General features: G+C 68.0%; 27 protein-coding genes, 1 tRNA gene and 1 pseudogene. 10 read left to right on the top strand and 19 right to left on the bottom strand.

All coding sequences use genetic code 11. The features are described from left to right. Positions 1-49: 49 nt before the first annotated feature. The 5 genes and pseudogenes from G7B71_RS15680 to G7B71_RS10365 all read right to left on the bottom strand — a co-directional run. A pseudogene (locus G7B71_RS15680) lies at positions 50-238 on the bottom strand (hypothetical protein); the annotation flags it as partial. A 1200-nt stretch (positions 239-1438) separates the two neighbouring features. Continuing rightward, positions 1439-2554 carry a phage major capsid protein gene (locus tag G7B71_RS10380; RefSeq protein ID WP_166040562.1) on the bottom strand — a complete coding sequence of 372 codons (1116 nt, stop codon included), beginning with the start codon at positions 2552-2554 and terminating at the stop codon, positions 1439-1441. Between the two features lie 82 nt (positions 2555-2636). Then, a complete protein-coding gene (locus tag G7B71_RS10375; protein ID WP_166040560.1) occupies positions 2637-3014 on the bottom strand; it encodes an HK97 family phage prohead protease in 378 nt (125 codons plus the stop codon). After that, the gene (locus tag G7B71_RS10370; RefSeq protein ID WP_166040558.1) at positions 3011-3325 is read right to left on the bottom strand and encodes a DUF6127 family protein; all 315 of its coding nucleotides are present in this window, start codon (positions 3323-3325) and stop codon (positions 3011-3013) included. The genes G7B71_RS10375 and G7B71_RS10370 overlap by 4 nt, the downstream gene beginning before the upstream one ends. Beyond that, entirely contained in the window at positions 3325-4458 is a 1134-nt protein-coding gene (locus G7B71_RS10365) for a phage portal protein (RefSeq protein ID WP_166040557.1), read from the bottom strand. Before G7B71_RS10365 ends, G7B71_RS10370 begins: the two co-directional genes overlap by 1 nt. Before the next feature lie 127 nt (positions 4459-4585). Here G7B71_RS10365 and G7B71_RS10360 point away from each other — a divergent pair, with 127 nt between their 5' ends. After that, positions 4586-4888, top strand: a complete 303-nt coding sequence (locus G7B71_RS10360; protein WP_166040555.1) for a hypothetical protein — start codon at positions 4586-4588, stop codon at positions 4886-4888. Between the two features lie 46 nt (positions 4889-4934). Here the strand turns inward: G7B71_RS10360 and G7B71_RS10355 are convergent, their stop codons facing one another. Next, positions 4935-5291, bottom strand: a complete 357-nt coding sequence (locus tag G7B71_RS10355; protein WP_166040553.1) for a hypothetical protein — start codon at positions 5289-5291, stop codon at positions 4935-4937. 168 nt (positions 5292-5459) lie between these two features. On the opposite strand from G7B71_RS10355, the gene G7B71_RS10350 reads away from it, so the two are divergent. Next, positions 5460-5729, top strand: a complete 270-nt coding sequence (locus G7B71_RS10350; RefSeq protein WP_166040551.1) for a hypothetical protein — start codon at positions 5460-5462, stop codon at positions 5727-5729. Positions 5730-5835: 106 nt separating this feature from the next. Further along, positions 5836-6024 (top strand): hypothetical protein, encoded by a 189-nt coding sequence (locus G7B71_RS10345; RefSeq protein WP_166040549.1) that lies wholly within the window; start codon positions 5836-5838, stop codon positions 6022-6024. Positions 6025-6048: 24 nt separating this feature from the next. Here the strand turns inward: G7B71_RS10345 and G7B71_RS10340 are convergent, their stop codons facing one another. Further along, entirely contained in the window at positions 6049-6627 is a 579-nt protein-coding gene (locus tag G7B71_RS10340; RefSeq protein WP_166040547.1) for a YqaA family protein, read from the bottom strand. A gap of 68 nt (positions 6628-6695) precedes the next feature. Beyond that, positions 6696-7358: a glutathione S-transferase family protein gene (locus G7B71_RS10335; protein ID WP_166040545.1), complete on the bottom strand. Its 663-nt coding sequence runs from the start codon at positions 7356-7358 to the stop codon at positions 6696-6698. Between the two features lie 140 nt (positions 7359-7498). Here G7B71_RS10335 and G7B71_RS10330 point away from each other — a divergent pair, with 140 nt between their 5' ends. After that, positions 7499-7954, top strand: a complete 456-nt coding sequence (locus tag G7B71_RS10330) for a DUF3617 domain-containing protein (RefSeq protein ID WP_166040543.1) — start codon at positions 7499-7501, stop codon at positions 7952-7954. A 176-nt stretch (positions 7955-8130) separates the two neighbouring features. On the opposite strand, the gene G7B71_RS10325 is transcribed toward G7B71_RS10330, so the two are convergent. Continuing rightward, complete coding sequence (locus tag G7B71_RS10325) at positions 8131-8520, bottom strand: DUF6456 domain-containing protein (RefSeq protein WP_347708447.1); 390 nt, start codon at positions 8518-8520, stop codon at positions 8131-8133. A 242-nt stretch (positions 8521-8762) separates the two neighbouring features. On the opposite strand from G7B71_RS10325, the gene G7B71_RS10320 reads away from it, so the two are divergent. Together G7B71_RS10320 and G7B71_RS10315 are read left to right on the top strand one after the other, a co-directional pair. After that, entirely contained in the window at positions 8763-9326 is a 564-nt protein-coding gene (locus G7B71_RS10320) for a helix-turn-helix transcriptional regulator (RefSeq protein WP_166040539.1), read from the top strand. 180 nt (positions 9327-9506) lie between these two features. Next, positions 9507-9582, top strand: a tRNA-Val gene (locus G7B71_RS10315). On the opposite strand, the gene G7B71_RS10310 is transcribed toward G7B71_RS10315, so the two are convergent. The 3 genes from G7B71_RS10310 to G7B71_RS10300 all read right to left on the bottom strand — a co-directional run bounded on the left by G7B71_RS10310 (position 9583) and on the right by G7B71_RS10300 (position 12541). Next, a complete protein-coding gene (locus tag G7B71_RS10310; protein ID WP_166040537.1) occupies positions 9583-10473 on the bottom strand; it encodes a winged helix DNA-binding protein in 891 nt (296 codons plus the stop codon). 333 nt (positions 10474-10806) lie between these two features. After that, positions 10807-12216 carry an NAD(P)(+) transhydrogenase (Re/Si-specific) subunit beta gene (locus G7B71_RS10305; RefSeq protein WP_166040535.1) on the bottom strand — a complete coding sequence of 470 codons (1410 nt, stop codon included), beginning with the start codon at positions 12214-12216 and terminating at the stop codon, positions 10807-10809. 40 nt (positions 12217-12256) lie between these two features. Continuing rightward, complete coding sequence (locus G7B71_RS10300; RefSeq protein WP_166040533.1) at positions 12257-12541, bottom strand: NAD(P) transhydrogenase subunit alpha; 285 nt, start codon at positions 12539-12541, stop codon at positions 12257-12259. A 114-nt stretch (positions 12542-12655) separates the two neighbouring features. Here G7B71_RS10300 and G7B71_RS10295 point away from each other — a divergent pair, with 114 nt between their 5' ends. After that, positions 12656-13261, top strand: a complete 606-nt coding sequence (locus tag G7B71_RS10295) for an acetyltransferase (RefSeq protein WP_207774769.1) — start codon at positions 12656-12658, stop codon at positions 13259-13261. Here the strand turns inward: G7B71_RS10295 and G7B71_RS10290 are convergent. The 3 genes from G7B71_RS10290 to G7B71_RS10280 are packed head-to-tail and all read right to left on the bottom strand — an operon-like array spanning position 13258 to position 14916. Continuing rightward, positions 13258-13626, bottom strand: a complete 369-nt coding sequence (locus G7B71_RS10290) for a PH domain-containing protein (RefSeq protein ID WP_166040529.1) — start codon at positions 13624-13626, stop codon at positions 13258-13260. The genes G7B71_RS10295 and G7B71_RS10290 overlap by 4 nt on opposite strands. A gap of 2 nt (positions 13627-13628) precedes the next feature. Continuing rightward, entirely contained in the window at positions 13629-14759 is a 1131-nt protein-coding gene (locus tag G7B71_RS10285; protein WP_166040527.1) for a Re/Si-specific NAD(P)(+) transhydrogenase subunit alpha, read from the bottom strand. 19 nt (positions 14760-14778) lie between these two features. Beyond that, positions 14779-14916: an aa3-type cytochrome c oxidase subunit IV gene (locus G7B71_RS10280; RefSeq protein WP_166040525.1), complete on the bottom strand. Its 138-nt coding sequence runs from the start codon at positions 14914-14916 to the stop codon at positions 14779-14781. 136 nt (positions 14917-15052) lie between these two features. Here G7B71_RS10280 and G7B71_RS10275 point away from each other — a divergent pair, with 136 nt between their 5' ends. The 3 genes from G7B71_RS10275 to G7B71_RS10265 are packed head-to-tail and all read left to right on the top strand — an operon-like array spanning position 15053 to position 18089. Beyond that, positions 15053-16510, top strand: a complete 1458-nt coding sequence (locus G7B71_RS10275) for a sigma-54 dependent transcriptional regulator (RefSeq protein ID WP_166040523.1) — start codon at positions 15053-15055, stop codon at positions 16508-16510. Positions 16511-16546: 36 nt separating this feature from the next. After that, the gene (locus G7B71_RS10270) at positions 16547-17290 is read left to right on the top strand and encodes an SDR family oxidoreductase (protein ID WP_166040522.1); all 744 of its coding nucleotides are present in this window, start codon (positions 16547-16549) and stop codon (positions 17288-17290) included. Then, on the top strand, positions 17271-18089 hold the full coding sequence (locus G7B71_RS10265; protein ID WP_166040520.1) for a phosphodiester glycosidase family protein: 819 nt from the start codon (positions 17271-17273) through the stop codon (positions 18087-18089). Before G7B71_RS10270 ends, G7B71_RS10265 begins: the two co-directional genes overlap by 20 nt. Before the next feature lie 279 nt (positions 18090-18368). Here G7B71_RS10265 and folP read toward each other — a convergent pair whose 3' ends face one another. From folP to G7B71_RS10245, 4 genes are all read right to left on the bottom strand, one after another. Continuing rightward, on the bottom strand, positions 18369-19448 hold the full coding sequence (gene folP, locus G7B71_RS10260; RefSeq protein WP_166040518.1) for a dihydropteroate synthase: 1080 nt from the start codon (positions 19446-19448) through the stop codon (positions 18369-18371). Positions 19449-19480: 32 nt separating this feature from the next. After that, complete coding sequence (locus G7B71_RS10255; RefSeq protein WP_166040516.1) at positions 19481-20611, bottom strand: site-specific DNA-methyltransferase; 1131 nt, start codon at positions 20609-20611, stop codon at positions 19481-19483. A 206-nt stretch (positions 20612-20817) separates the two neighbouring features. Beyond that, the gene (locus G7B71_RS10250) at positions 20818-21225 is read right to left on the bottom strand and encodes a hypothetical protein (protein WP_166040514.1); all 408 of its coding nucleotides are present in this window, start codon (positions 21223-21225) and stop codon (positions 20818-20820) included. 25 nt (positions 21226-21250) lie between these two features. Then, a complete protein-coding gene (locus tag G7B71_RS10245) occupies positions 21251-21865 on the bottom strand; it encodes a ribonuclease HII (RefSeq protein WP_166040513.1) in 615 nt (204 codons plus the stop codon). Between the last annotated feature and the right edge of the window lie 50 nt (positions 21866-21915).

Genomic DNA, 21915 nt, shown 5'->3' with positions numbered 1-21915 from the left:
GCGCTCCGCGCGGCCAGCTGCGCCGCGCGCGCCGTCAGCCGGCCGAACATCAGCCGAGCCGCAGCCGCCGCCACGGCCGCCACAACGCGGCGACGCAGGCAGGGGGCGGCGCGTCCGCCTCGCCGCGGGCAGCATAGAGATGCGCGGCGAGCCGCACGATCCCCTGCCGCAAGGGCTCCGGAAGGCCATTCCAGTCCACCGCCAGGCCGGCCGTGTAGCGAACGCGCGCGCGGCCCGCTCGGCCAGCTGCGCCGCTGTCACCGTCGCCGTGTCGCACGCGCTGCGCGTCGCGGTGCCGGTCATCGTGCCCCACCCGGTGATGCGGGTATTGAGCACCTGCGTCCCGTTGCGCTGGATCGGCACCGTGAAATTGGCGGCGACATTGTCGATGGTCAGGCGGTCGCCGCCGCTGATGTGAATGCGGACATCGGAGCCGCTCACGCGCACGGGCATTGCAGCACCGGCGGCGGTGACGGCCTGGATCGTGCCGATCCCCGCCACATATCGAAGCTCGATGCCGTCGAACGGGCGCGCCGCCACGAAGCCCGTGAACATGCCGCCGCCGGCCGCGGTCAGGCGGGAACCGAAATCCGCTGCCCCATTGAGCAGCGGCACTGCGTCGCCCGAGGTGCCAGTGTTCTTCAGCGCCGCCGAAGCAAGACCAAGCGTCGAGCGCTGCGCCGCCGCGTCCGCGTCATCGACCAGGGCACGCCCGGCAGCCGTGAACGTCGCCAGCGTCGCGGTGCCCGCACCGGTGAAATAGGGCAGCCGATCCGCCGCCGAGACGAGGCTGGAAATCGCGGATAGCTCGGCGTCGAGCGGCTGCGCATCGATGATGCCGTAGCCCGCGCGGGTCGTCGGCTTGTCGGTCAGCGCGGCGAAGCTGTGCTCATGCCCGGCCGCCGCGTAAGACGAGTCGTGATCGTGCTCCAGCGGCGCCTTGCCGTCGATTGCCGCCTGCAGCGCCGGTAGCTCGGCATTGACCGCCGCGTCTTGGTCCGCGAACCAGGCCGCGGCGACGGTCAGCGCCACCGTCTTCAGTCCCGGCGAGAAGTCGACCAGCGCCCCACCGGCCGAGGACGCGAGCGGGGAGCGCACCAGCGTTGCACCGCTGCCCAGCTCGCCCTCGCCCGTTTCCCACTCGCTGGGGTTGGTGAGCCCGGCAAGCGCATAGTGAAACCGCGCCCCAGCCGGCACGAGGTCCCCGAACCGCCGATGCCCCGGCAACGCGCCTTCGAGCGCGAGGTCGCCCGCGCCGGTGGAGTGCGAAAACTCCCGGACCAGGTCCGCAAAGAACAAGGACATCGCAATCTCCAGGAAAAGCTGTTCGCGCGGAGGCGCAAAGTCGACGAGGCCTTGCGGCCTCGCTTCACGCCGCACCTCCTATCAGCCAGGAAAGGACGCCGACGTTGCCCGCCTCGGCGCCTCCGCGCGAAGCTTAGGCCGCGAACTTCAGCAGCTTGATCGCCTCGCTGTTCATCACCTGCCCGCCGACGCGGCGCGTGGCGTAGAAGTGAACGAACGGCTTGTTGGTGAACGGGTCGCGAAGGATCTGGGTCTCCGCGCGCTCGGCGATCAGATAGCCCGCCTTGAAGTTGCCGAATGCCATCGACAGCGAGTCCGCCGCGACGTCCGGCATGTCCTCGGCCTCCACCACCGGATAGCCGAGCAACGTGTCCGGCTGCCCGGCCACCAGCCCCGGCTGCCACAGGAACGCGCCGTCGCTGGTCTTGAACTTGCGGATCCGTGCCGCGGTCGCCGAGTTCATCACGAACACCGCACCCTGCCGATACGGCGAGCGCAGGCTCTGGACCAGATCGATCAGCTTGTCCTGCGGGCTGCTCGCCGGGAAGCCGCCGGCGACGCCGGTCTTGAGGACCTGCAGCGTGCCGAACGGCCGCACCCCGTCTGCCGTCTCGGCGGTGTCCGCGGCGAGAAACCCCTTCGGCCGATTGACGCCCGATCCCGACACGAAAGCGGCGCCCTCGGCCCGCGCGAACTCGGTCGCGATCTCGCTCGCCAGCCACGCCTCGACATCAAACGCGGCGTCGTCGAGCATCGCTTGGCTCGCCGCCGGATTGGCGTAGAGCTCGCCGAACGGCGGCGCGATCTCGTTGAACACCGGCGTGTCCGTCTCCGGCCGCCCTGCCGTCTCCGCCACCCAGCCGGCCGGCGTTCCGCCCGTCGTCACCAGCTTGCGATAGCCGGCCGTTCCGACCTTCACGACCGACGCGATCGCCCGGAGCGGCGAGATCGCGGTCAGCGCCCGCTCGATCTGAGCGTCGATCTCCTCGGGCACCGCATAGCCGCCGGCGGCGTCGGAAACGCCCGACATCGCCTTCAGCTCGACGCCCTGCTCGAGGCCTTTTCTCAGGTAGCGCTCGACGAAGGGCGAGCTTTCGCTCTTGGCGCCCGACAGGGGCGGCCGCTCGCTGGCCGCCAGCCGCGCCCTCAGCTGCGCAACCTCGGCCCGCAGCCCCTCCACCTCGACATGCTCCTGCTCGAGCGCCTCGAACGAAGCCTCCAGCGCATCATCCGCAACCACGTCCACCATCACCCTCTCTCCCGCTCAAAAATGAAGAGAGGCGCCGAAGCGCCCCTCACAGACCCCGTCTCATCCCCGCGACGGCCACGATTCAATTTTCGATGGCATGCACCCGCGCCAGCGGCTGCATCGGAAAGGTCACCAGGCTCACTTCGATCAGCTCCAAGGCGGTGAGTTCGCGCGGCTCCGTGCCCTTCGCCTCGCGCACGCGGTAACCGAAGCTCAAACCGCTCACCGCCCGCGCCTTGAGCAGGGCGACAGCCTGCGCGTCGACGACCCGGCCGATCACTCGCAGTCCCCGTGCGTCTTCGCGCAGGTAGTCGATCCGGCCGATCGGCCGCGTCCGGTCATGCTGCCACAGGAACGGCACCGCATGAGCGGCGGGCGCCCTTACAAACGCCCCACGCCGCACCACGTCGCCGCCTCGGTCCGGTCGGTCGAACACCGCCGCATAGCCGGCGAACCTCATCCTGCCAGCCGTTCCAGCAGTCCCAGCTTCACCGCCATGCCGGCGACCAGCGCCGCCAGGCCGATCCGCACGAACCAGGTCACCACCGCCTGCCACGCCGATTTCTTGGCGTCGCGCCACGCCTGGAGCAGCTCGCGCAGTTCGTCCATGTCGCGTCGCGCCGCCGTTCCGGTCAGCCCGAGCAGCGACAGCGCCCGCTCCGCCCCGACCTCGCTCGCCTCCTCGGCGAGCGCGCGCAGCGTCACCAACGCTGCGCCCTCCTGCTCCGCCTGCCGCATCAGCTGCGCGAGCATCGCCGCGTTGTCGCTCATCACGCCTGCTCCCGGGAGAAGCCCAGCATCTCCCTTTTTTCATCGCGCGTCAGGAAATCCGCCGCGCTGACCGCTGCCCACAGCTCGGCTCGATCGCCGTGCAGGGCGCTCACCTGGTCGATGTCGACCGCGAGCCTCAGCCCCGGCCACCATGCGCCAAGGCCCTCGCTCAGCGCGCCGAGCACCCTGTCGGCCATCGGCAGCACGGTCAGGCGCCACAATGACCGAACCGCTTCGCGATAATTGGCGTAGGTATTGTCCCCCGGCAGTCCGAGCAGCATCGGCGGCACGCCGAAGACCAGGGCGATTTCCCGCGCCGCGCCGGCCTTCAACGCCACGAAATCCATGTCGGCCGGAGACAGGCTCATCGCCTGCCATTTCAATCCGCCGTCGAGCAGCAGCGGCCGCCCGGCATTGCCGGCGCCGGCGAACTGCGCCTCCATTTCCTCGCGCAGCCGCTCGAACTGCGCCGGCGACAGCGCCGCGCCATCGTCGGGTTGATAGACCAAGGCTCCGGACGGACGCGCCGCATTGTCCAGCAGCGCCTTGTTCCATCGCCCTGCCGCATTGTGCACCGCTACCGCCGCCGCGGCCGCCCCCAGGCACCCGAGCCCATAATGGTCGTCGAGCGGGTGGACCGAGCGGATATGCATAACCTCCGGCCGACCCAGCCCATCCCGAATCTGGAAACGCCGCTTTGTTTCACCGATGCGGTACAGGTAGGACGTGGGCCAGCCCGTGCCGTCGGGCTCGACCTTCACCCGCTCTGGCCGGAGCGGGAACAGCCGCGCCGGCTGCCCTTCCCCGTCCTGCGCGACGTGAACGAAGGCGTTGCCATGAAGCAGCAACTGGGTGCCGATGCTCTCGAGAAGAGCCGGGTCGATCAGCGACACCGCCTGTCCAAAGCCCATCGGAGTGCTGCCGTCCGCTCTCCCGGACGCGTCGATGGTGATCGACGCCAGCGCTTCCGCCACCAGGCGCACCGCGCGCTGCGCCACGGCGTTGCCGAGATAGGCTGCGCGCACCTGGGCTTCGTAGGATCGCGGCAAGGGCTCGCCCGCCTGTCCCCACAGTCCCCGCAACAAAAAAGGCCGCGCGGCTTCCCGCGCGCCCTTTCGGCCGAACCATTTCATGTGTCACCTCGTAAGCCGGGAATCCTGGCTGCGTTGGTCAAATTCGGGCCGCAAACCCCGCGGCGCCCATCCGGAAACGGCTGGAGGCTCCTACGCGTTCGCTGCACGCAGCGGAAATGGTGTTCCGATGGAGCCAAGCGACAGAAACGAAGAAGTCATAACCAGCGACAACCGGATTGTCGGCTGCCGGGGCCGCGTGCTCGTCGCGGTCCTGATGCTGGCCGCCTTGGCCCTGATCCTGGCCTTCACCCTGCTCTATCGGCTGTTCACGTGGACGCCGCCGGTGCCGCGCGGGGCTGCTAGCGAGATTTCCGCGCCGGTCCTGGCCTCGCTACGCGGGGTCGAGCCGGCGAGAGCTCCCGTCCATCGGCCGGCCCCGCGAATCAGCTACAATTCCTCAGCTTGTGCAATTAGTGCCACATTAGCGTGACGCTGTCAAGGATAAAGTGCCATATAGGTTCGCTGGCATTTCACGACTATCTCAGCCGAGCCCATATTTCGCCAGCCGAAGCGGCGCGGGCAAGGCGCTCCGCTCCCTGTGGCTCCGCGCCAAATATCTGCGTGTCGAGCTCCTCGTCGAAGAGGATGCCGCCTTGGCCGTCTTCGACCCATGCCATGACCCCGAACACCGCCGCTCCGCCGCGCTGAAGGCACACGATCATTCCCGGGCTGGGCAGCCTTTCGGCTTCGATCCGCGCGCCAAGCGCGGACAAGTCGCGGATCCGCACGGCGTAGCTCGCCGGCGCCGTTCTCAGCTGCGCCGTCAGGCCGCGCGCCCGCGTCGCTCCACTCTCCCCGTCGCGGATCAGCCCCGCCACGCGGCTGCTGCCCAAGGGTCCCTCCTCTGAATAAGACCGTGACCGGAATGACCCTGACCGCGCTCGGGTTCCCCAGGAAGAGGGTTAACACATTGCGGCTTCTCGGAATTCGACACGTCTTGAACCGCATGTACCCCCTCTGCCATTCAAGCCGCTGTCATTCACGGACGGGGACATCAGCCGATGCGCACTCTCCCTCTTGCGCTGGTCCCGGCCAGCCTGCTCGCCCTCACCGCTTGCGGCGGTGGGACCGAGGCCGACAACACCAGCGCCAACACGCTCGGCACGGAGACCCTGCCGCCGATCGACGACAATGCCGATCTCGGCACCGGCGCCGGTCCGGATCGCAACACTGCCGGCAACACCTCGCTGGAGGTCGGCGCCAACGTCTCGGCCAACACCGGCGCGACCGACAGCGGCGCCACGACCAATATTGCCGGCAACAGTCAGTAGGCCGCACCCCGGCTTTCCGAAACCTGGGCAGTGGGGGCGGGCCCTTCCTCTCTCGCCATGAAACCGACGGGCGGCTTGTTCGCTTGTGTTCGCATGGACGAGGACGATGCCGACCTACCGCCTGCTATTCTTTCGCGCCAACCTGCTTGAGCGCTGGGAAGAGATCGACGCGCCCGACTATGTCGAGGCGGTGCAACAGGCTGCGCAACGTCCGAGCGACGACCGGGTCGAGCTCTGGCGCGAAGGCCACCGGCTTGCGTCCTTCCGACCCCATCCTACGACCAGGGCCCATTGAGGCCGCCCTACCGGCCGACTTGCCCTAGATCAGGGCTACGGCGGCAAAGCCCCCGATCAGAGCGATCAGCACGGCCCAGCCGACCAGGGTCAGCCGGCGCTCGATGAAGGCCTGCACCGGCTCGCCGAAGCGCTTGAGCAGGAAGGCGATGAGGAAGAAGCGGAACGCTCGGGTGATCACCGCCGTGACGATGAATATCCCGAAGCTGAACTGGGCGATTCCGCTGGCGATGGTGATCAGCTTGAACGGGATCGGGGTCAGGCCCTTGGCGAGGATGATCCATGCGCCATAGGTTTCGAACGTCTCCTGGAACTGGGCGATGCCGTCGCCCATGCCGTAGAGCCGGATCAGCCACTGCCCGACCGTCTCGAGCAGCGCATAGCCGATGAAATAGCCGAGCACGCCGCCCAGCACCGAGGCGATCGTACAGATGGCGGCAATCGTATAGGCGCGGTCGCGGTTGGCGAGCACGACGGGCACCAGCACCACGTCGGGTGGGATCGGAAAGAAGCTCGATTCCGCGAACGACACGGCCGCCATCGAGCGCACCGCATGGCGGTGGTGGGCAAGCCTCAGCGTCCAATCGTACAATCCCCGAAACATTCGGGGCGCTTAAGCGATCTCACCGACTCCCGCCAGAGGAAGAGCGGCCCTGTCGCGAACGGGGACGCTCAGGCCGGTATTTGTGCCCGCACCTTTTCGAGGAAACGCGTCTCCTTCTCGATCATCGGCTTGAAGCTCGGCCGATCGAGAATCCCCTGGATGTAACCCGTCACCCGCGGATATCGGCCCGCGTCGATCGCGACGTTGAGGTGGCGCGTGATGTTCGCGAACGGGCTCGCCACGGCCAGGTCGGCGAGTGTGATCCGGTCCTCGACCAGGAAGCCGGAAGCCGGGATGTTCGGCTCGAGATAATCGACCAGCCGCGGCAGCTCCTCGCACTCGGCCTTCATCGCGGTGGCTTCGTCGCCCGGCTTGCCCATGAAGAGAGGCGACACGACGCGATTGAAGAACATCTTGCGCCCGCAATCCATCAGGATCGTGTCGGCAAACTCGTCCCACCAGAAGGTCCGCGCCCGCGCCTTGGGCTCGGTCGGGATCAGGTTCGGCTCCGGCGCGACCGCGTCGAGATACATGATGATCGCGGTCGAATCCGAAATGGCGAAGTCGCCGTCGCGAAAGCCTGGGATTTTTCCGAACGGACTCGCCGCGCGGAATTCCGGATCCTGGTCGCCCAGCCCGACCGGCTTGTTCTCGAGCTCGAGGCCCTTTTCGACGCCGAAGGCCAGCACCTTGCGCACATAAGGCGACATCGACGCGCCGTAGACGATCATTGCCCGACTCCCCAATTTCGGTTGCCCCTTGCAACTGGCCTAGGCGCCTGCCTTTGGCACGGCAAGCCTCCGCCCGCTGACATTGTTCCACCCCCGCAATGGGGCTATAGCCGCACCTTCAGGGGCAGGAGGGGACCATCATGAAGAGATTGGCAATACCGGCGCTGCTGAGCACGAGCTTGCTGGCGGGGTGCGGCGGCGAATCGACGGTGCTCGAACCCGGCCAATGGGACATGAACGTCGCGATCACCAAGATGGAGGCCCCCGGCCTGCCGCAGGGCGCCAACGTGCCCTTGCCGCCGCCGCAAACGGTCAGCCAGTGTCTGACTCCGGAGCAGGCCCGCAATCCGGGCGCCGACTTCGCTGGCGGCGGTCAGCAGGGCTGCACGTCGGACGACTACCGCATGGCGGACGGCCGCATCAGCGGCACGATCCAGTGCAACCAGCAGGGCACGTCCATGCGCGCCACCGTCGCCGGCACCTACACCCGTGACAGCATGGACATGACCATGAACTCGGAGACTCAGGCCTCCGGCCAGAACGTCAACACCGAGGTCCGCGTAACCGGCCGCCGCACCGGCGAGTGCCGCAGCTGACCGCGTGACGGGCATGGGGGCGTCCGATCGCGCCCCCATGCCGCTCACCAGAAGGCGATCTCTCCGAACGAGACGACGAGTAGCCAGGCCGCGAGGCCGAGCAGCACGAGTCCGAGAATGATTTTGCGGCGCATCGATCCTGTGCTGCCACGCCCTCGACGTGACGCCAAGAGTGCTCATCGCATGCCATAATGATCGGCCAGCCGGTCGAGTGCGAGGCACAGGACCAGCTTGCCTGCCCGCGCCGGCCAGCCGAGGGCCCGTTCGGCCTCGCGCATGCCTTCGCCGGCGCAGACGACTCGCCACAGAATATCGGTCAATCCCGGGCCGACCGCGGCCACCGCCGCATCGAACCGCCGCCGCGCCGCCAGCTGGGCCTCGGTCGGATCGAGCGCCGCGCCGGTCGCGCTCCTTCCCACCGGCGCCGCGTCCCAGCGCATCGTGACCGATGGCGCGAGCTGCGACCGCTCCCAATCGCCGCGCAGTTGCTCGCCGGCATCGAACTGGCGCCCGCTGACATGTCCCCGCGCCCGCAGCCAGCCCAGCGGCGACTCCGCGATATTCACGGTGACGGACCGGCCCGTCCCTCCCCGGCCCGGCCTGGAAGATGAAGACCATTTGTCCGTGACGGACGGGGATGGGGCGTCGCACACCCCCGTCACCACGACCCGCTTCTCCTTCAGCAGCCGCCCACCCATCGCATCGCTCCTCGCTTGCGAATCACCCAAGTCCGGCACTTGCCATTTCGGCATATCTGTAGGAAAGTGATTTCACCTTATTGGTTCAAGAACGCGCGAAGGACGCTGTCATGATCACCCGTATCCGAGAGGTCCGTCGTGCCCGCGGCATGACTCTTCAAGATGTGGCGACGCGCTGCGACCCGCCGACCACGCCGCAGACCGTCGGACGGCTTGAGACCGGCACGCGCACGGTCTCGGTCGGCTGGCTCAACCGCATCGCCAGGGCGCTCGGTGTCGACGCCGCGGACCTCGTCGATCTGCCGGAGCGCGAGGACGTACCGGTGGCCGCGCTACTGGGCGCAAGCGGCGTCCATGCGCCGCGGCGCGAAGGCGTGCTGCTTCCGCCCCGCCCCGAGCCCGGCCAGGTCGCGATCCGCGTCGAGGCCGGCATCGGCGACTATCGCTCGGGCGACGAGATCTGGCTCGACCGTCTCGGGCCGGACGACTTCGCCCGCGCCCTCAACCGCGACATCCTCGTCCCCCGTCCCGCCGGCCGTTTCCTGTTCGGCCGTCTGATCGGACGGGACCCAGGCAAGATCCATCTGCTCCCGCTCGGCGCCGGCGCCCGTCAGACCGTCCTCGCCGACCCGCCCTGGGCCGCCGTCGCGGTCAAGCTGATCCGAAGCCTCTAGGGACCCGCCCGAACGCGCCGGCGTTCAGCGGCCATGTTCCTGTTCTTCTCCAACCGCGCCGGCTGCGCCGGATCGCTCCTGATCACGATGGTCGGGTCGGTCATCCTGCTCGCGGTGCTGGGCTGGCTTTAGGCCGGGGCTTGCCGCGCCCCATGCCGCATGGCAGTGCGTCACGCGCAAGGGCGCTTAGCTCAGTTGGTAGAGCATCTCGTTTACACCGAGAGGGTCGGCGGTTCGAGCCCGTCAGCGCCCACCATCACACGACCGATGGCGCGATCCGCTGCACCGCGGCAAGATAATTGCCCATCGCCTTCGCCGCCCCCTCGCTCAGCTCGATATAGATTCGGCGTCCATCCTGCGGGTCGGCCTGGCGGACGAACAGGCCGCGGTCGGTCAGCTGCTTGATCCACCTGAGCGCCGTTGTCGCCGGCACGGCCGCCGCGATGCACAGGCTAGACACCGCCACCCGGTGTCCCTCGAGCCGCGCCGCATACAGGTCGAGGAGCATGTCGAAGGCCGGATCGGCGAAGATCTCACCACGAAAGAACTGATCGCGCATGCGCCGCGCGCGGATGATCGCGCGAACCTGGGCGGCGGTGACCTCGCCTGCGTCCGGATCGTCGCTGCGAGCCGGCGAGGCGACGATGATCGGGTCGCCTTCCGACAGCGAAGCGAGGACGTCGGCGATCCGCGCGGCTTCCTCACTGAGCTGGGCGAGCATCGCGATCCCATTGGCGCCTCTGGGCTCTGCGACACGATCCGGGCGGCTTTCAGCGGCCAAAGCGAGCGCGGCGGCGTGGCTTCGCTCGCTTTCGTCGACGAGCTGCATCACCGCCGGGTGGAAGGCGCGCGCCGCGACGGCATCGATCATCGCCGCCGGCGCCGCAACCACGCTCGCCCGCCGCTCATGGCGCGCCATCCCGTCGAGCCGGTCCAGCAGCATGTCGAGCGCTTCGGACGGCTTGGCCGCGTCGACGAACACCATGGTCTCGCCGAGCTGCGCGTCCAGCCGCTCCACGCCCCCGTGGATCGGCAGCGCATCTGCGACGCGGCAGCCGCTCAGCTCGGCCGCGCGCCGCCCACGATCGAGCCCCTCGTCGCTGTCGCCGAACAGCAGCACGACCGGTTCGTTCGAATAACGGATCATTTCCAGCGCCTGATGCGCGCATTCCGGCGCCACGGCCGCGTCCCCCCAAATGGTCCGGAATGGAGGCTGCGTCGATCGTGAACCGGATGGAACCCGCTTCTGCTCCGGAACGGAGGCGATACGCCGGAGCAAGCCTCTCTAATCATGGCGAAAGTTTCGAGGCGCAGTGGACCGACGGGCGGCGGGACCGGTTCTGAGAAAGCGCGGCGATTGGCTTGGCGGCATCGTGCAAGAGACAGTTAGTCTCGTTTCGGTGTCCCCGGCAGTCGCCGAAATGACTCCATTTCGGACCAAACACCCTGCGGGTTCCCACAGGTTCGCTGGGGGCTCCGCTCACCCCATCGACTTCACGATGTCCTCGACCATCTTCTTGGCGTCGGCGAGGAGCATCATGGTGTTGTCGCGGTAGAAGACCTCGTTGTCGACGCCGGCATAGCCGACGCCGCCCATGCTGCGCTTCACGAACAGCACCGTCTTGGCCTTCTCCACGTCGAGCACCGGCATGCCGTAGATCGGCGACGTCTTGTCGGTCTTGGCGGCCGGGTTGGTGACGTCGTTGGCGCCAATCACGAAGGCGACGTCGGAGCGGGCGAATTCCGAGTTGATGTCCTCGAGCTCGAACACCTTGTCGTAATCGACGCTGGCCTCGGCGAGCAGCACGTTCATGTGGCCCGGCATTCGGCCCGCGACTGGATGGATGGCATACTTCACCGTCACGCCTTCCGCCTCGAGCAGGTCGCCCATCTCCCTCAGCGCATGCTGCGCCTGCGCCACCGCCATGCCGTAGCCAGGGACGATGATGACCTGCTCGGCCTGCTTCATCAGGAAGGCCGCGTCCTCGGCCGAGCCCCGCTTCCAGGGCCGGTCGATCGCCGTGCCGCCGCCGGCCGCGGCAGCATCGCCGCCGAAGCCGCCGGCGATCACGCTGATGAAGCTGCGGTTCATCGCCCGACACATGATGTAGGAAAGGATCGCGCCGGACGCGCCGACCAGCGCCCCGGTGATGATCATCGCCGTATTGTGCAGCGTGAAGCCCATCGCCGCCGCCGCCCAGCCCGAATAGCTGTTCAGCATGGAGACCACGACCGGCATGTCCGCCCCGCCGATCGGGATGATCAGCAGGAAACCGATCGCGAAGGACAATCCCGTCACGGTCCAGAACACCCACGGGTCCTGATCCTGGGTGAAATAGGCGATGAGGCCGAGGATCGCCGCCAGCGTGCCGAGATTGATGAAATGACGCGCGGGCAGGATGATCGGCTTGCCCGACATGTTGCCGTTCAATTTGAGGAACGCGATCACCGATCCCGAGAAGGTGATCGCGCCGATCGCCACGCCCAGGCCCATCTCGACCCGGCTGACGGTCAGGATTTCCCCGGTTGCGCCGACGATCCCGAAAGCCTCCGGATTGAGATAGGCCGCCGCTCCGACCAGCACCGCGGCGAGACCGACCAGCGAGTGGAACGCCGCGACCAGCTGCGGCATCGCAGTCATCGCGATGCGCTTGGCGATGACGAAGCCGATGGCGCCGCCGATCGCGATGGCGATGCCGATCTCCGGCAGGCTCGCCACATCGTGAGTCACCAGGGTGGTAATCACCGCGATGGCCATGCCGATCATTCCGGCGCGGTTGCCGGCACGGCTCGATTCAGGGCTCGAGAGCCCCCGAAGCGCGATGATGAAACACACGCCGGCGACGAGATACGCCAGCATCACCCATGGACTGACCGCGACATGCTCCATCAACAGCCCCCTTCGTCAGCGACCACGCCGCTCAGCGCCGTCACTTCCGCTCTTTCTTCTTGTACATGGCGAGCATCCGCTCGGTGACCGCGAAGCCGCCGAAGATGTTGACGCTCGCCATCACCACCGCTGCGAGGCCTAGCCACTTCGCGGACGGCGAGCCGCCCGCGGCCGCCGCGACCAGCGCGCCGACGATGATCACCGATGAGATTGCATTGGTCACCGCCATCAGCGGCGTGTGCAGCGCGGGCGTCACCGACCAAACCACGAAATAGCCGACGAAGCAGGCCAGCACGAAGATCGACAGGATCGAGATGAAGTCCATCAGCGCCCCCTTTTGTGGCCGGCACTTTGACCGCGGAATTTGGGGCTGTCGAGACGCTTGTTCCGCGGCCGTGCGCGCCTTAGCGAAGGCGAAGGACTAGCGAGGGGTATGCGGGTGAGGCTGGCAATCTTCGGCGCGGGAGGCATGGGTCGCGAGCTGGCCGACATTGCCAGGCGCAGCACCGATTGGCCCATCGTCTTCGTCGTCGACGAGCCGGACGGCGCGGACGTGCAGGGCGTGCCCCTCATCGCCCCCGACGCGCTCCAGCCCGACGATCGCCTGGTCCTCGCGCTTGGCAGCTCGTCAGGCCGCAAGGCGGTGGCCGAGCGCTTCGCCGGCCGCGCTTTCGGCTCGGTGGTCGCATCTAGCGCCATCGTCTCGCCTTCCGCCCGCATCGTCGAGGGCGCCCAGATCTGCGATTTCGTGGCGATCAACAACGCCGTGACGATCGGCCGCCATTTCCAGGCCAATGTCTTCGCCCAGGTCTCGCACGACTGCGTGATCGGCGACTATGTCACCTTCTCGCCGCGAACGACCTGCAACGGCAATGTCCATATCGGCGACGGCGTGTTCGTCGGCGCCGGCGCGGTGATCCGCAACGGCAGCCCCGACCGCCCGCTCGTCATCGGCGAAGGCGCGACCATCGGCATGGGCGCGGTGGTCGTGGAGGATGTGCCCGCGGGGGCGACCGTCTGGGGCGTCCCGGCGCGAGCGCGCTAGCGCGGCCCGAACACGCCGCGCGCGAGGATCTGCTGCACGCCGACCGTGTTGCTGCCGCGCCCGATCTTGACCTCGATCGGCGCCGCGCTGCCCGACACCCAGATCTTGACGTCCGCATCGAGATCGAACGTGCCCGCGGTTTCGACGCTGTAGCGCACGATCGACTTGTACGGGATCGACTGAACGTCGACCTTGCGCCCGGTCAGCCCCTGCACGTCGACCAAAGCCAGCCGATAATTGGTCAGGAACACCAGGTCCCGAACCGTCTTGAACGCCGCGAGCACATTCTCGCCCGGAATCAGGATCGGCGCATAATCGCGCTGGACGTCGTCGACGCTGGTCTCGGTTGCGGAGAAGAAACCCATGATCAGGCGCCCAGCAGCCTCTCGTTCACCACCTGGCCGCCGCGGGTCAGCCGCACGCCCTGAACGATCTCGTCATCGTCGGGGAGCACCGGCCGCTTGGTCTCCGCGTCCCAGAAGGCGCTGAGGAAATTGTAGAGGTTGCGCGCGTAGAGCGCCGACGCGTCGGCGGCGAGGCGCGAGGCGACGTTGCGGTGGCCGACGATCTTGACGCCGTGACGCACCACCACCTCGCCGGGCGCCGATCCCTCGACATTGCCGCCCTGCTCGACCGCGAGGTCGACGATCACACTGCCCGGCCGCATCGCCTGCAGCTGTACGTCGCTGATCAGCCGCGGCGCCGGCTTGCCGGGGATCAGCGCGGTGGTGATGACGATGTCCTGCTTGGCGATGTGGCTGGAGACCAACTCAGCCTGCGCCGCCTTATATTCGTCGGACATCTCGGTCGCGTAGCCGCCCGCGCCCTCGCCTTCGATGCCGGCGACATTCTCGACGAAGATCGGCTTCGCGCCGAGCGACATGATCTGCTCCTTGGTCGCGCTGCGCACGTCCGTCGCCGACACCTGCGCGCCGAGTCGCCGTCCCGTCGCGATCGCCTGAAGGCCCGCGACTCCGACCCCCATGACGAACAGCTTGGCCGCCGCCACGGTGCCCGCAGCAGTCATCATCATCGGGAAGGCGCGGCCATATTCCGCCGCCGCGTCGAGCACCGCCTTGTAGCCGGCGAGGTTCGCCTGGCTCGACAAGATGTCCATCGATTGCGCGCGGGTGATGCGCGGCATGAACTCCATCGCCAGCGCCTCGACGCCCTTGGCAGCATAGCCGTCGATCCGCTCGCGGTTGCGGAACGGGTCGAGCGCCGCGACGATCAAGGCGCCCGGCGCAATGCCGTTCAACTCGCCAGGATCCGGCGCCTGCACCGCCAGCACCGCCTCGGCGCCGGTCAGCACTTCGTGGCGCGGCGCGACGATTGCGCCCGCCGCCGCATAATCCTCGTTGGAGATCGAGGCGTCGGCGCCGGCCCCGGCCTCGACCGCGACGCTGGCGCCCAAGGCGATGAATTTCTTCGCGGTCTCCGGAGTGGCCGCGACGCGGCGCTCCCCGTCGGCCGTCTCCTTGAGGACCGCGATCTTCATCCCCCGCTACGCTCCCCCTTTAGGTGACGATCAGCCAGATCACGATCGCAGTGGCGACGACGGCAGCGATCGTGCTTCGGGCCATCAGCTTGATGAAGAAATCATAGGTCCCCGCATGGGCCTGAAATTCCTTCTGATGATCGATCTCGCCAGCCATTGAAGTCCTCTTATGCGTCGTTGCGGGCGCCCTTCTAACAACGTCCCTTGCGCGATGGAAGCAGCAGGCGGGCGTCGCCGCTTAAGGCCGCTTTTACCAGTCGGGAGTAGGACGAAGCCCTCCATGGAAGGTTGATATGCGTCCAGATCCGACCCGCTGCCTGCTTCTGATCGACGACGAACCGGCGCAGCGGCGGCTGGTGAGCGCCATCGGCGCGCGCGCCGGCTGGTGGGTGCGCGGCGCGTCCGACGTCGAAACGGCGCAGAAGATGCTGTCCGATCCCCAGGAGCCCCAGTTCGATGCGATCGTGCTCGATCTGTGGCTGCCCGGCGAGGAAGGCGCGCAGCAGATCCGCGAAATCCGCGCTCTGCGACCCAATCTCCCGCTGCTGGTGCTGACCGCCCAGACCTCGGTCGCGACCGCGGTCGAGGCAATGCGCGCCGGCGCCAACGACTTCCTGGTCAAACCGCTCGCGCCCGATCGGCTGCTCGTCGCGCTCGACGCCGCGACCGACCGCCGTAAATCGTCGGGCGAGCTTCGCCCGCTGTCCGAGAAGATCAGCAAGCCGCTGGGCTTCGACGAGATCGTCGGCTCGGCGCCGCTGTTCCGCTCGGCCCTCGCGGTCGCCGCCAAGGCCGCCCGCGCCCGGGTGCCGGTCCTCATCGAGGGCGAGAGCGGCACCGGCAAGGAGATCATCGCCCAGGCGATCCACGCCGCCAGCCCGCGCGGCAAGAAGCAGCTCCACATCGTCAATTGCGGCGCGATTCCGCAGAATCTCGTCGAGTCGGTCCTGTTCGGTCATGAGAAAGGCGCTTTTACCGGCGCGTTCGACCGCCATGTCGGCCGTTTCGAGGATGCCGACGGCTCGACAATCTTCCTCGACGAGGTCGGCGAGCTTCCGCTCGACACCCAGGTCAAATTGCTCCGGGCCATCGAGAGCGGCGAGATCCAGCGGCTCGGCAGCCGAATCACCAACACCGTCGACGTGCGCATCATCGCCGCGACCAACCGCCGCCTCAATGACGAGGTCGCCTCCGGCAATTTCCGCGAGGACCTCTATTACCGGCTCAACGTCGTCCATGTCGCGATCCCGCCGCTGCGCGACCGGATCACCGACCTTCCCGGCCTCGCCCGCCACCTGCTGTCGCGGATCGCCGAGCAGCCCGGAATGCGCCACCTGTCGATCACCGACGACGGTCTTGCGGTGCTGATGTCCTACGGTTGGCCGGGCAACGTCCGCCAGCTCCAGAACGCGCTCTTCCGGGCCGCCGTCTTGTGCGAAAGCGACGCCCTCACCGCCGCCGATTTCCCGCAGATCGCCGCCGAGGCCACCTATGGCCGCCGGGTCGACGACTATCACGCCAAGCGTCTCAACGGCGCGTCCGCGACCGCGGCCATGGCCCACGGCCCCGGCATCACCCTTTACGAGCCCGACGGCCATCTCCGGAAGCTCGACGACATCGAATCCGACGTGATCCGCCTCGCCATCGGCCATTATCGCGGGCGCATGACCGAAGTCGCCCGCCGCCTCGGCATCGGCCGCTCCACCCTCTATCGCAAGCTCGGCGAGCTCGGCATCGAGAACGCGGCTTAACTTCCCTCGCTACTGGTCTCCCGCTATCTCGAAGGGATGACCGACTTCTCTTCCGCCAGGGTCCTGGTCACCGGCGCGGCTTCCGGGATTGGCGCGGCGACCGCGCGCCTTCTCGCCGAGCGCGGCGCGAAGCTGATCCTGATGGATCGCGACGAAGGCGGCCTCTGCGCCTTCGACGCGCCGAGGATTGTCGGCGACGTCGCCGACGAACAGCTCTGGCGCGACGCCGATCTGTCCGGGCTCACCCATGCCGTGATCAACGCCGGCATCGGCGAAGGCGGCACGCCGATCGCCCACTTGCCCTTTGCCGACTGGCGGCGGGTGATGGGCGTGAACCTCGACGGGGCGTTTCTCAGCCTCAGCGCGGCGATGCGCGCGATCAAGGCGACCGGGCGCGGCGGCGGGATCGTCGTCACCGCCTCGGTGGCCGGGATCAAGGCCGAGCCCGGCATCGCCGCCTATGGCGCTTCGAAGGCCGCCGTCCTCCACCTCGCCCGGATCGCGGCCAAGGAAGGCGCACCCGACAAGATCCGGGTCAACGCCATTGCGCCCGGCGGAGTCGAGACTCCGATCTGGAGCAACCTCGCTTTCTTCAAGGACCTGGTCGCGGCCCATGGCAGCGAGGAAGCCGCCTATACCGCGATGGCGAGCATGGCGACGCCGCTCGCCCGCTACGCCACGCCGGAGGAGATCGCCGCCCAGATTGCCTTCCTCCTCTCCGACGTGGCCGGCTTCAACACAGGCACCACCCTTGTCACGGATGGCGGCTATTCGCTCTAGCCGCCGCGCCGCCGTAACCGCCCTGTTGCTCGCCGCCGCCGGTGGCGCAGCGTGGCTGCTGTGGCCGCGCCCCGAGCCGGCGCCGGCGCCGCGCAAGCTCGACGACCTGCTCGCGCCCGCGGAGGGCGCCTGCGAACGGATCGAGTTCGAAGGCAGCCGCTTCACCGCCTGCCGTTACCGCCGCGGCGAGGACCGGATCGCGCTGTTCCTCGATCTCGGCGGCCGCCCGCTGCGCAGCCTCGCCGCGCTGGATCGCCACCTCGGTCTGCGCGCCGAAACCCTGCGCTTCGCCATGAACGCCGGCATGTACGACCGCAGCGGCCGCCCGATCGGCCTCTACATCGAGGACGGGACCGAGCGCCGCGCCCTCAACACCCGCAACGCCAGCGGCAATTTCCACCTCAAGCCCAACGGCGTGTTCACGGTCGACGCGGACGGTCGCGTCGCCGTCGTCACCAGCGAGGACTACGAGGCCTCCGACACCATCCGCTGGGCCACCCAGTCCGGCCCGATTCTGGTCATCGACGGCCGGCTCCACCCGCGCTTCAGCGAGAACGGCACCTCGCTCCACGTCCGCAACGGCGTCGGTGTGGCGGACGCGGACACCGCCTGGTTCGCGATCAGCGACGAGCCGGTCTCGTTCGGCCGCTTCGCCCGCCTGTTCCGCGACCGCCTCGGCTGCCCCAATGCGCTGTTCCTCGACGGCGCGGTCTCCAGCCTGTGGGACCGCCCCGCCGGCAGGATAGACGCCTACCCGTCGCTCGGGCCGATGATCGCGGTGTTCGGCGAGGACCGCTGAACATCGACGGATACGCACGTCACATCGCGTAGAGGAGATTCGCTACCGCATTTGCGACCCACGCAAACGCGGCGAACGCCACCGTCTCAAGGAGTGCCAGGAGGTAGCGGCGCCCCCAGCGAAGAAGCCGGCTCGCGGCAAAAGGAACGATCGCCAGCGCACCGGTGCCGCCAAATGGAAGTGTCCCGACGTCATTTGATGGGACGTAGGGCAGCGTTAGGAAGAGGGCCAAGAACAAGAGCCCTGATTCGACCAGGTCGAGTAAGAACCGATTCATCTTCACAGCGCCGTCAGCGCCGCGTCCCTGAGGCCGCGCCACACGCGCAGCGCCTGCACCGTCTCGAACACGTCGTGGACCCGGATGATCTGCGCCCCCTGCTCCGCCGCCTTGAGCGCCAGCGTCAGCGAACCGCCGAGCCTCTGGTCCGGCGGCGCCTCGTTGGACAGCGCACCGATCGTCCGCTTGCGGCTCGCGCCGAGCAGCAGCGGGCAACCCAGCCCGTGGAACAGCGCGAGGCCGTTCATCAGCTCGAGATTGTGCTGCACATTCTTGCCGAAGCCGATGCCCGGATCGACGATGATGCGCGCGCGGTCGATCCCCGCCGCCACCGCCGACTCGACCCGCGCTTCCAGCCAGTCATAGACTTCGAGCAACGCCGGCCCGTCATAGGTCGGGTTCTGCTGCATCGTCTCGGGGCTGCCCTGGTGATGCATCAGCACGACCGGGCACGACGCGCCCCGAAGCACCTCGGCCGAACGATTGTCGAAGGTCAGCGCCGACACGTCGTTGATCATCGCCGCGCCCGCCTCGAGCGCGACCGCCATCACCACCGCCTTGCGGGTGTCGACCGAGACTGCATTGCCGGCGCCGGCAAGCGCGCGGACCACCGGAATCACCCGCCCGCTCTCGTCGCCCTCCCACACCGGCTGGGCGCCGGGCCGGGTCGACTCCCCGCCAACGTCTATGATCGCGGCGCCCGCGGCGGCCATTGCGTGGCCCGCCTCGATCGCCTTGGTCGCATCGGCGAGCTGGCCGGCGTCCGAGAAGCTGTCGGGCGTCACGTTGACGATGCCCATCACCTGCGGCTGGTCGAGCCGGATCGTGCGCTCGCGCAGCGTCAGCGCCGGCCGCGGCGCGGTCAGCCGCTGCCAGGCCTGAGTCGCCCTGTCACCGAGATCGGGCAGTCGCGCGGCGATGTCGGAGACCGGCACCAGCTCCCGGGTCACCGTCGCGCCGCTGCGCCGGATGATCTCCACCGCCGAGAACCAGATCAGCCCGCCGGCCAGGCGCTGCGCCGCTTCGTCCAGCCCAACCGGGCTGTCGACGAAGGCCGTCGGCCGAAGATAGACGCGTTCCACCCTGTCCTCCCGCTTGCGGGAGAAGAGTGATCTCACTCAAGCCCCGTGAGCATCTGGTAGCGCTGCCTGAGTGCATCGAGCGGCTCCAGCTTTTCGCCCGCGACATGCCAGAAGGTCCAGCCGTTGCACGACGGCGCGTCCTGAAGAGACGCTCCGACCTTGTGGATCGAGCCCTGGACGGTTCCGCTGGCGATCGACGCGTCGGCGAGCACCGTCGCCTGCCACCGCCGCTTGGCGTCGGTCAGCACGGTTCCCGGAGCGATCAGGCCGGCCTCGATCAGCGCCCCGAACGGCACGCGCGGCTGGCTGCGCTTCGACGCCATCACCTTCATCGCGCTTTCGTCGAGCGGCAGCGCCGCCGCGATCCGCGCCTCGGCCACTGCGACATAACGCTTCTCGCGCTCGACGCCGATGAAGTGCCGGCCCAGACGCTTCGCCACGGCCCCGGTGGTGCCGGTGCCGAAGAAAGGATCGAGCACCACGTCGCCCGGATTGGTGCAGGCGAGCAGCACCCGGTAGAGCAAAGCCTCGGGCTTCTGCGTCGGGTGCGCCTTGTGGCCGCCGTCCTTGATCCGCTCCTGCCCGGCGCAGATCGGGATCACCCAGTCCGAGCGCATCTGCAGCTCGTCATTGAGCGCCTTCATCGCGCGGTAGTTGAACGTGTAGCGGCTCTCCTCCGAGCGCGACGCCCAGATCAGCGTCTCGTGCGCATTGGTGAAGCGGGTGCCGCGGAAGTTCGGCATCGGGTTGGTCTTGCGCCAGATGATGTCGTTGAGGATCCAGAAACCCTCGTCCTGGAGCGCCGCGCCGACCCGGAAGATGTTGTGGTAGCTGCCGATCACCCACAAAGTGCCGTTCGGCTTCAGGATGCGCCGAGCCGCCGCCAGCCAGGCGCGGCTGAAATCGTCATAATGGGCGAAGGTCTCGAACTTGTCCCAATCGTCGTCGACCGCGTCGACGCGGCTGCCTTCCGGCCGGAACAGGTCGCCGCCGAGCTGCAGATTGTAGGGCGGATCGGCGAAGATCATGTCGACGCTCGCCTCGGGAAGCGCGTTCATCGCCGCCACGCAATCCGACTGAATGATGGTGTCGAGCGGGAGCTCCGGCGCCAATGCCTTCGGAGCGTCAACCGTCTTCAATTTCAGGCGCTGAAACGCCGTCATCCCCTGCCCCCTGTCGCAAGCTCAAGAGGTCCCGTGTGGAGTCCGGCGGACTCCCCGGTCAAGCGGACTGTGGATCAAATTGGTTAACGCGCCGCTAACCGTCCCGCGGAACGAAACGAGTCCCGCACCACATCTTGTAGCGGCCCGGCCGCCCAAGACTCCACTAAAGGTGGTGTGGCCGGGAAGACTCACCCGGCCAACGAGTTTTATTGGCCGCTATCGACCTGCTTCGGCGCGCTCTGATCGGGCTGCGCCGGCGCTGCCGGCTGCTGCGCCGCCGGAGCGGGCAGCTGCGCGGCCGGCGGGACCCGGAACAGGGTGTTGCCCTCATTGTCCTCGAGATCCTGCCCCGGCCGGAGGATCTGCGTGCAGCGCTCCGCATTACAGGCGATGATCGAGCCGCTGTCGAGGTTGAGGCGGAAGACCTCACCGTCCGCCGCGAAGCCTTGATATTCCGGCGCCTCCGTCGTGTCCCCGCTCCAATAGATTCCGACACCGATCAGCGCGCCGGCAAGCACGAGCGCGCCGCCAATCCGCCGGCCCAGCATGTCGAGCGCGCTCATCATGTCGAACGGCTCGCTCGACCGCCGGTCCTGATCGTCTCTCGTCGGCATGATCTGCCTTCCCTCCCCTTCCGGCTTATTCCGCCGCGATCAGTTCAAGCTGCAACCGCTCGCGCACCCGTGCGAAGCTGCGGCGGTGCAGCGGCGTCGGCCCCAGCGCCTTCAATGCGTTGCAATGGTCGGGCGTCGGATAGCCCTTGTTGGTCTCCCAGCCATAGCCGGGCCATTCGCGGGCATGCTCGGCCATGATCCGGTCGCGGGTCACCTTGGCGACGATCGACGCCGCCGCGATCGACCGGCTCTTGGCGTCGCCGGCGACGATCGCCACCGACGGCCGTTCCCATTTCGGGCAGCGATTGCCGTCGACCAGCACCATCTCCGGGTCCATGCCGAGCGCCTCGACGGCGCGGGTCATCGCCAGCATCCGCGCCCAGAAGATGTTGAGGCTGTCGATCTCCTCGACCGAGGCGATGCCGACGCCGACCCGCGCCACTTCGTAGAGCTTGGCGCAGATCCGCTCGCGCACCGGCGCCGGCAGCTTCTTGCTATCGTCGATCCCGCGCGGAAATCTGGCGCGGTCGAGGATCACCGCCGCAGCCACCACCGGCCCGGCAAGCGGCGCGCACCCCGCCTCGTCCACGCCGGCGAGCGGCTCGGGATAGGGCTTCTCGATCTTGAAGCAGGGCGCCATGGCCCAAAGCTAACCCACCGGCCTCCCGTCATTCCAGCGCAAGCTGGAAC

The sequence above is a fragment of the Sphingosinicella sp. YJ22 genome, assembly GCF_011320075.1.
In the GTDB taxonomy this organism is placed as follows: domain Bacteria; phylum Pseudomonadota; class Alphaproteobacteria; order Sphingomonadales; family Sphingomonadaceae; genus Allosphingosinicella.
Note: the sequence above shows the minus strand (reverse complement) of the source record. Positions and strands in the feature narration are given on the sequence as shown.

Bases quoted from the DNA above. Each gene is read 5' to 3' on its own strand.
- G7B71_RS10290 (WP_166040529.1), bottom strand. From the start codon at position 13,626: ATGGGTTTCTTCTCCGCAACCGAGACCAGCGTCGACGACGTCCAGCGC.
- G7B71_RS10265 (WP_166040520.1), top strand. From the start codon at position 17,271: ATGGCGGCTATTCGCTCTAGCCGCCGCGCCGCCGTAACCGCCCTGTTG.
- G7B71_RS10300 (WP_166040533.1), bottom strand. From the start codon at position 12,541: ATGGACTTCATCTCGATCCTGTCGATCTTCGTGCTGGCCTGCTTCGTC.
- G7B71_RS10365 (WP_166040557.1), bottom strand. From the start codon at position 4,458: ATGAAATGGTTCGGCCGAAAGGGCGCGCGGGAAGCCGCGCGGCCTTTT.
- G7B71_RS10350 (WP_166040551.1), top strand. From the start codon at position 5,460: ATGCGCACTCTCCCTCTTGCGCTGGTCCCGGCCAGCCTGCTCGCCCTC.
- G7B71_RS10245 (WP_166040513.1), bottom strand. From the start codon at position 21,865: ATGGCGCCCTGCTTCAAGATCGAGAAGCCCTATCCCGAGCCGCTCGCC.
- G7B71_RS10370 (WP_166040558.1), bottom strand. From the start codon at position 3,325: ATGAGCGACAACGCGGCGATGCTCGCGCAGCTGATGCGGCAGGCGGAG.
- G7B71_RS10270 (WP_166040522.1), top strand. From the start codon at position 16,547: ATGACCGACTTCTCTTCCGCCAGGGTCCTGGTCACCGGCGCGGCTTCC.
- G7B71_RS10250 (WP_166040514.1), bottom strand. From the start codon at position 21,225: ATGCCGACGAGAGACGATCAGGACCGGCGGTCGAGCGAGCCGTTCGAC.
- G7B71_RS10305 (WP_166040535.1), bottom strand. From the start codon at position 12,216: ATGGAGCATGTCGCGGTCAGTCCATGGGTGATGCTGGCGTATCTCGTC.
- G7B71_RS10335 (WP_166040545.1), bottom strand. From the start codon at position 7,358: ATGATCGTCTACGGCGCGTCGATGTCGCCTTATGTGCGCAAGGTGCTG.
- G7B71_RS10380 (WP_166040562.1), bottom strand. From the start codon at position 2,554: ATGGTGGACGTGGTTGCGGATGATGCGCTGGAGGCTTCGTTCGAGGCG.
- G7B71_RS10310 (WP_166040537.1), bottom strand. From the start codon at position 10,473: ATGATCCGTTATTCGAACGAACCGGTCGTGCTGCTGTTCGGCGACAGC.
- G7B71_RS10330 (WP_166040543.1), top strand. From the start codon at position 7,499: ATGAAGAGATTGGCAATACCGGCGCTGCTGAGCACGAGCTTGCTGGCG.
- G7B71_RS10360 (WP_166040555.1), top strand. From the start codon at position 4,586: ATGGAGCCAAGCGACAGAAACGAAGAAGTCATAACCAGCGACAACCGG.
- G7B71_RS10345 (WP_166040549.1), top strand. From the start codon at position 5,836: ATGCCGACCTACCGCCTGCTATTCTTTCGCGCCAACCTGCTTGAGCGC.
- G7B71_RS10275 (WP_166040523.1), top strand. From the start codon at position 15,053: ATGCGTCCAGATCCGACCCGCTGCCTGCTTCTGATCGACGACGAACCG.
- G7B71_RS10285 (WP_166040527.1), bottom strand. From the start codon at position 14,759: ATGAAGATCGCGGTCCTCAAGGAGACGGCCGACGGGGAGCGCCGCGTC.
- G7B71_RS10280 (WP_166040525.1), bottom strand. From the start codon at position 14,916: ATGGCTGGCGAGATCGATCATCAGAAGGAATTTCAGGCCCATGCGGGG.
- G7B71_RS10320 (WP_166040539.1), top strand. From the start codon at position 8,763: ATGATCACCCGTATCCGAGAGGTCCGTCGTGCCCGCGGCATGACTCTT.
- G7B71_RS10375 (WP_166040560.1), bottom strand. From the start codon at position 3,014: ATGAGGTTCGCCGGCTATGCGGCGGTGTTCGACCGACCGGACCGAGGC.
- G7B71_RS10255 (WP_166040516.1), bottom strand. From the start codon at position 20,611: ATGACGGCGTTTCAGCGCCTGAAATTGAAGACGGTTGACGCTCCGAAG.
- G7B71_RS10340 (WP_166040547.1), bottom strand. From the start codon at position 6,627: ATGTTTCGGGGATTGTACGATTGGACGCTGAGGCTTGCCCACCACCGC.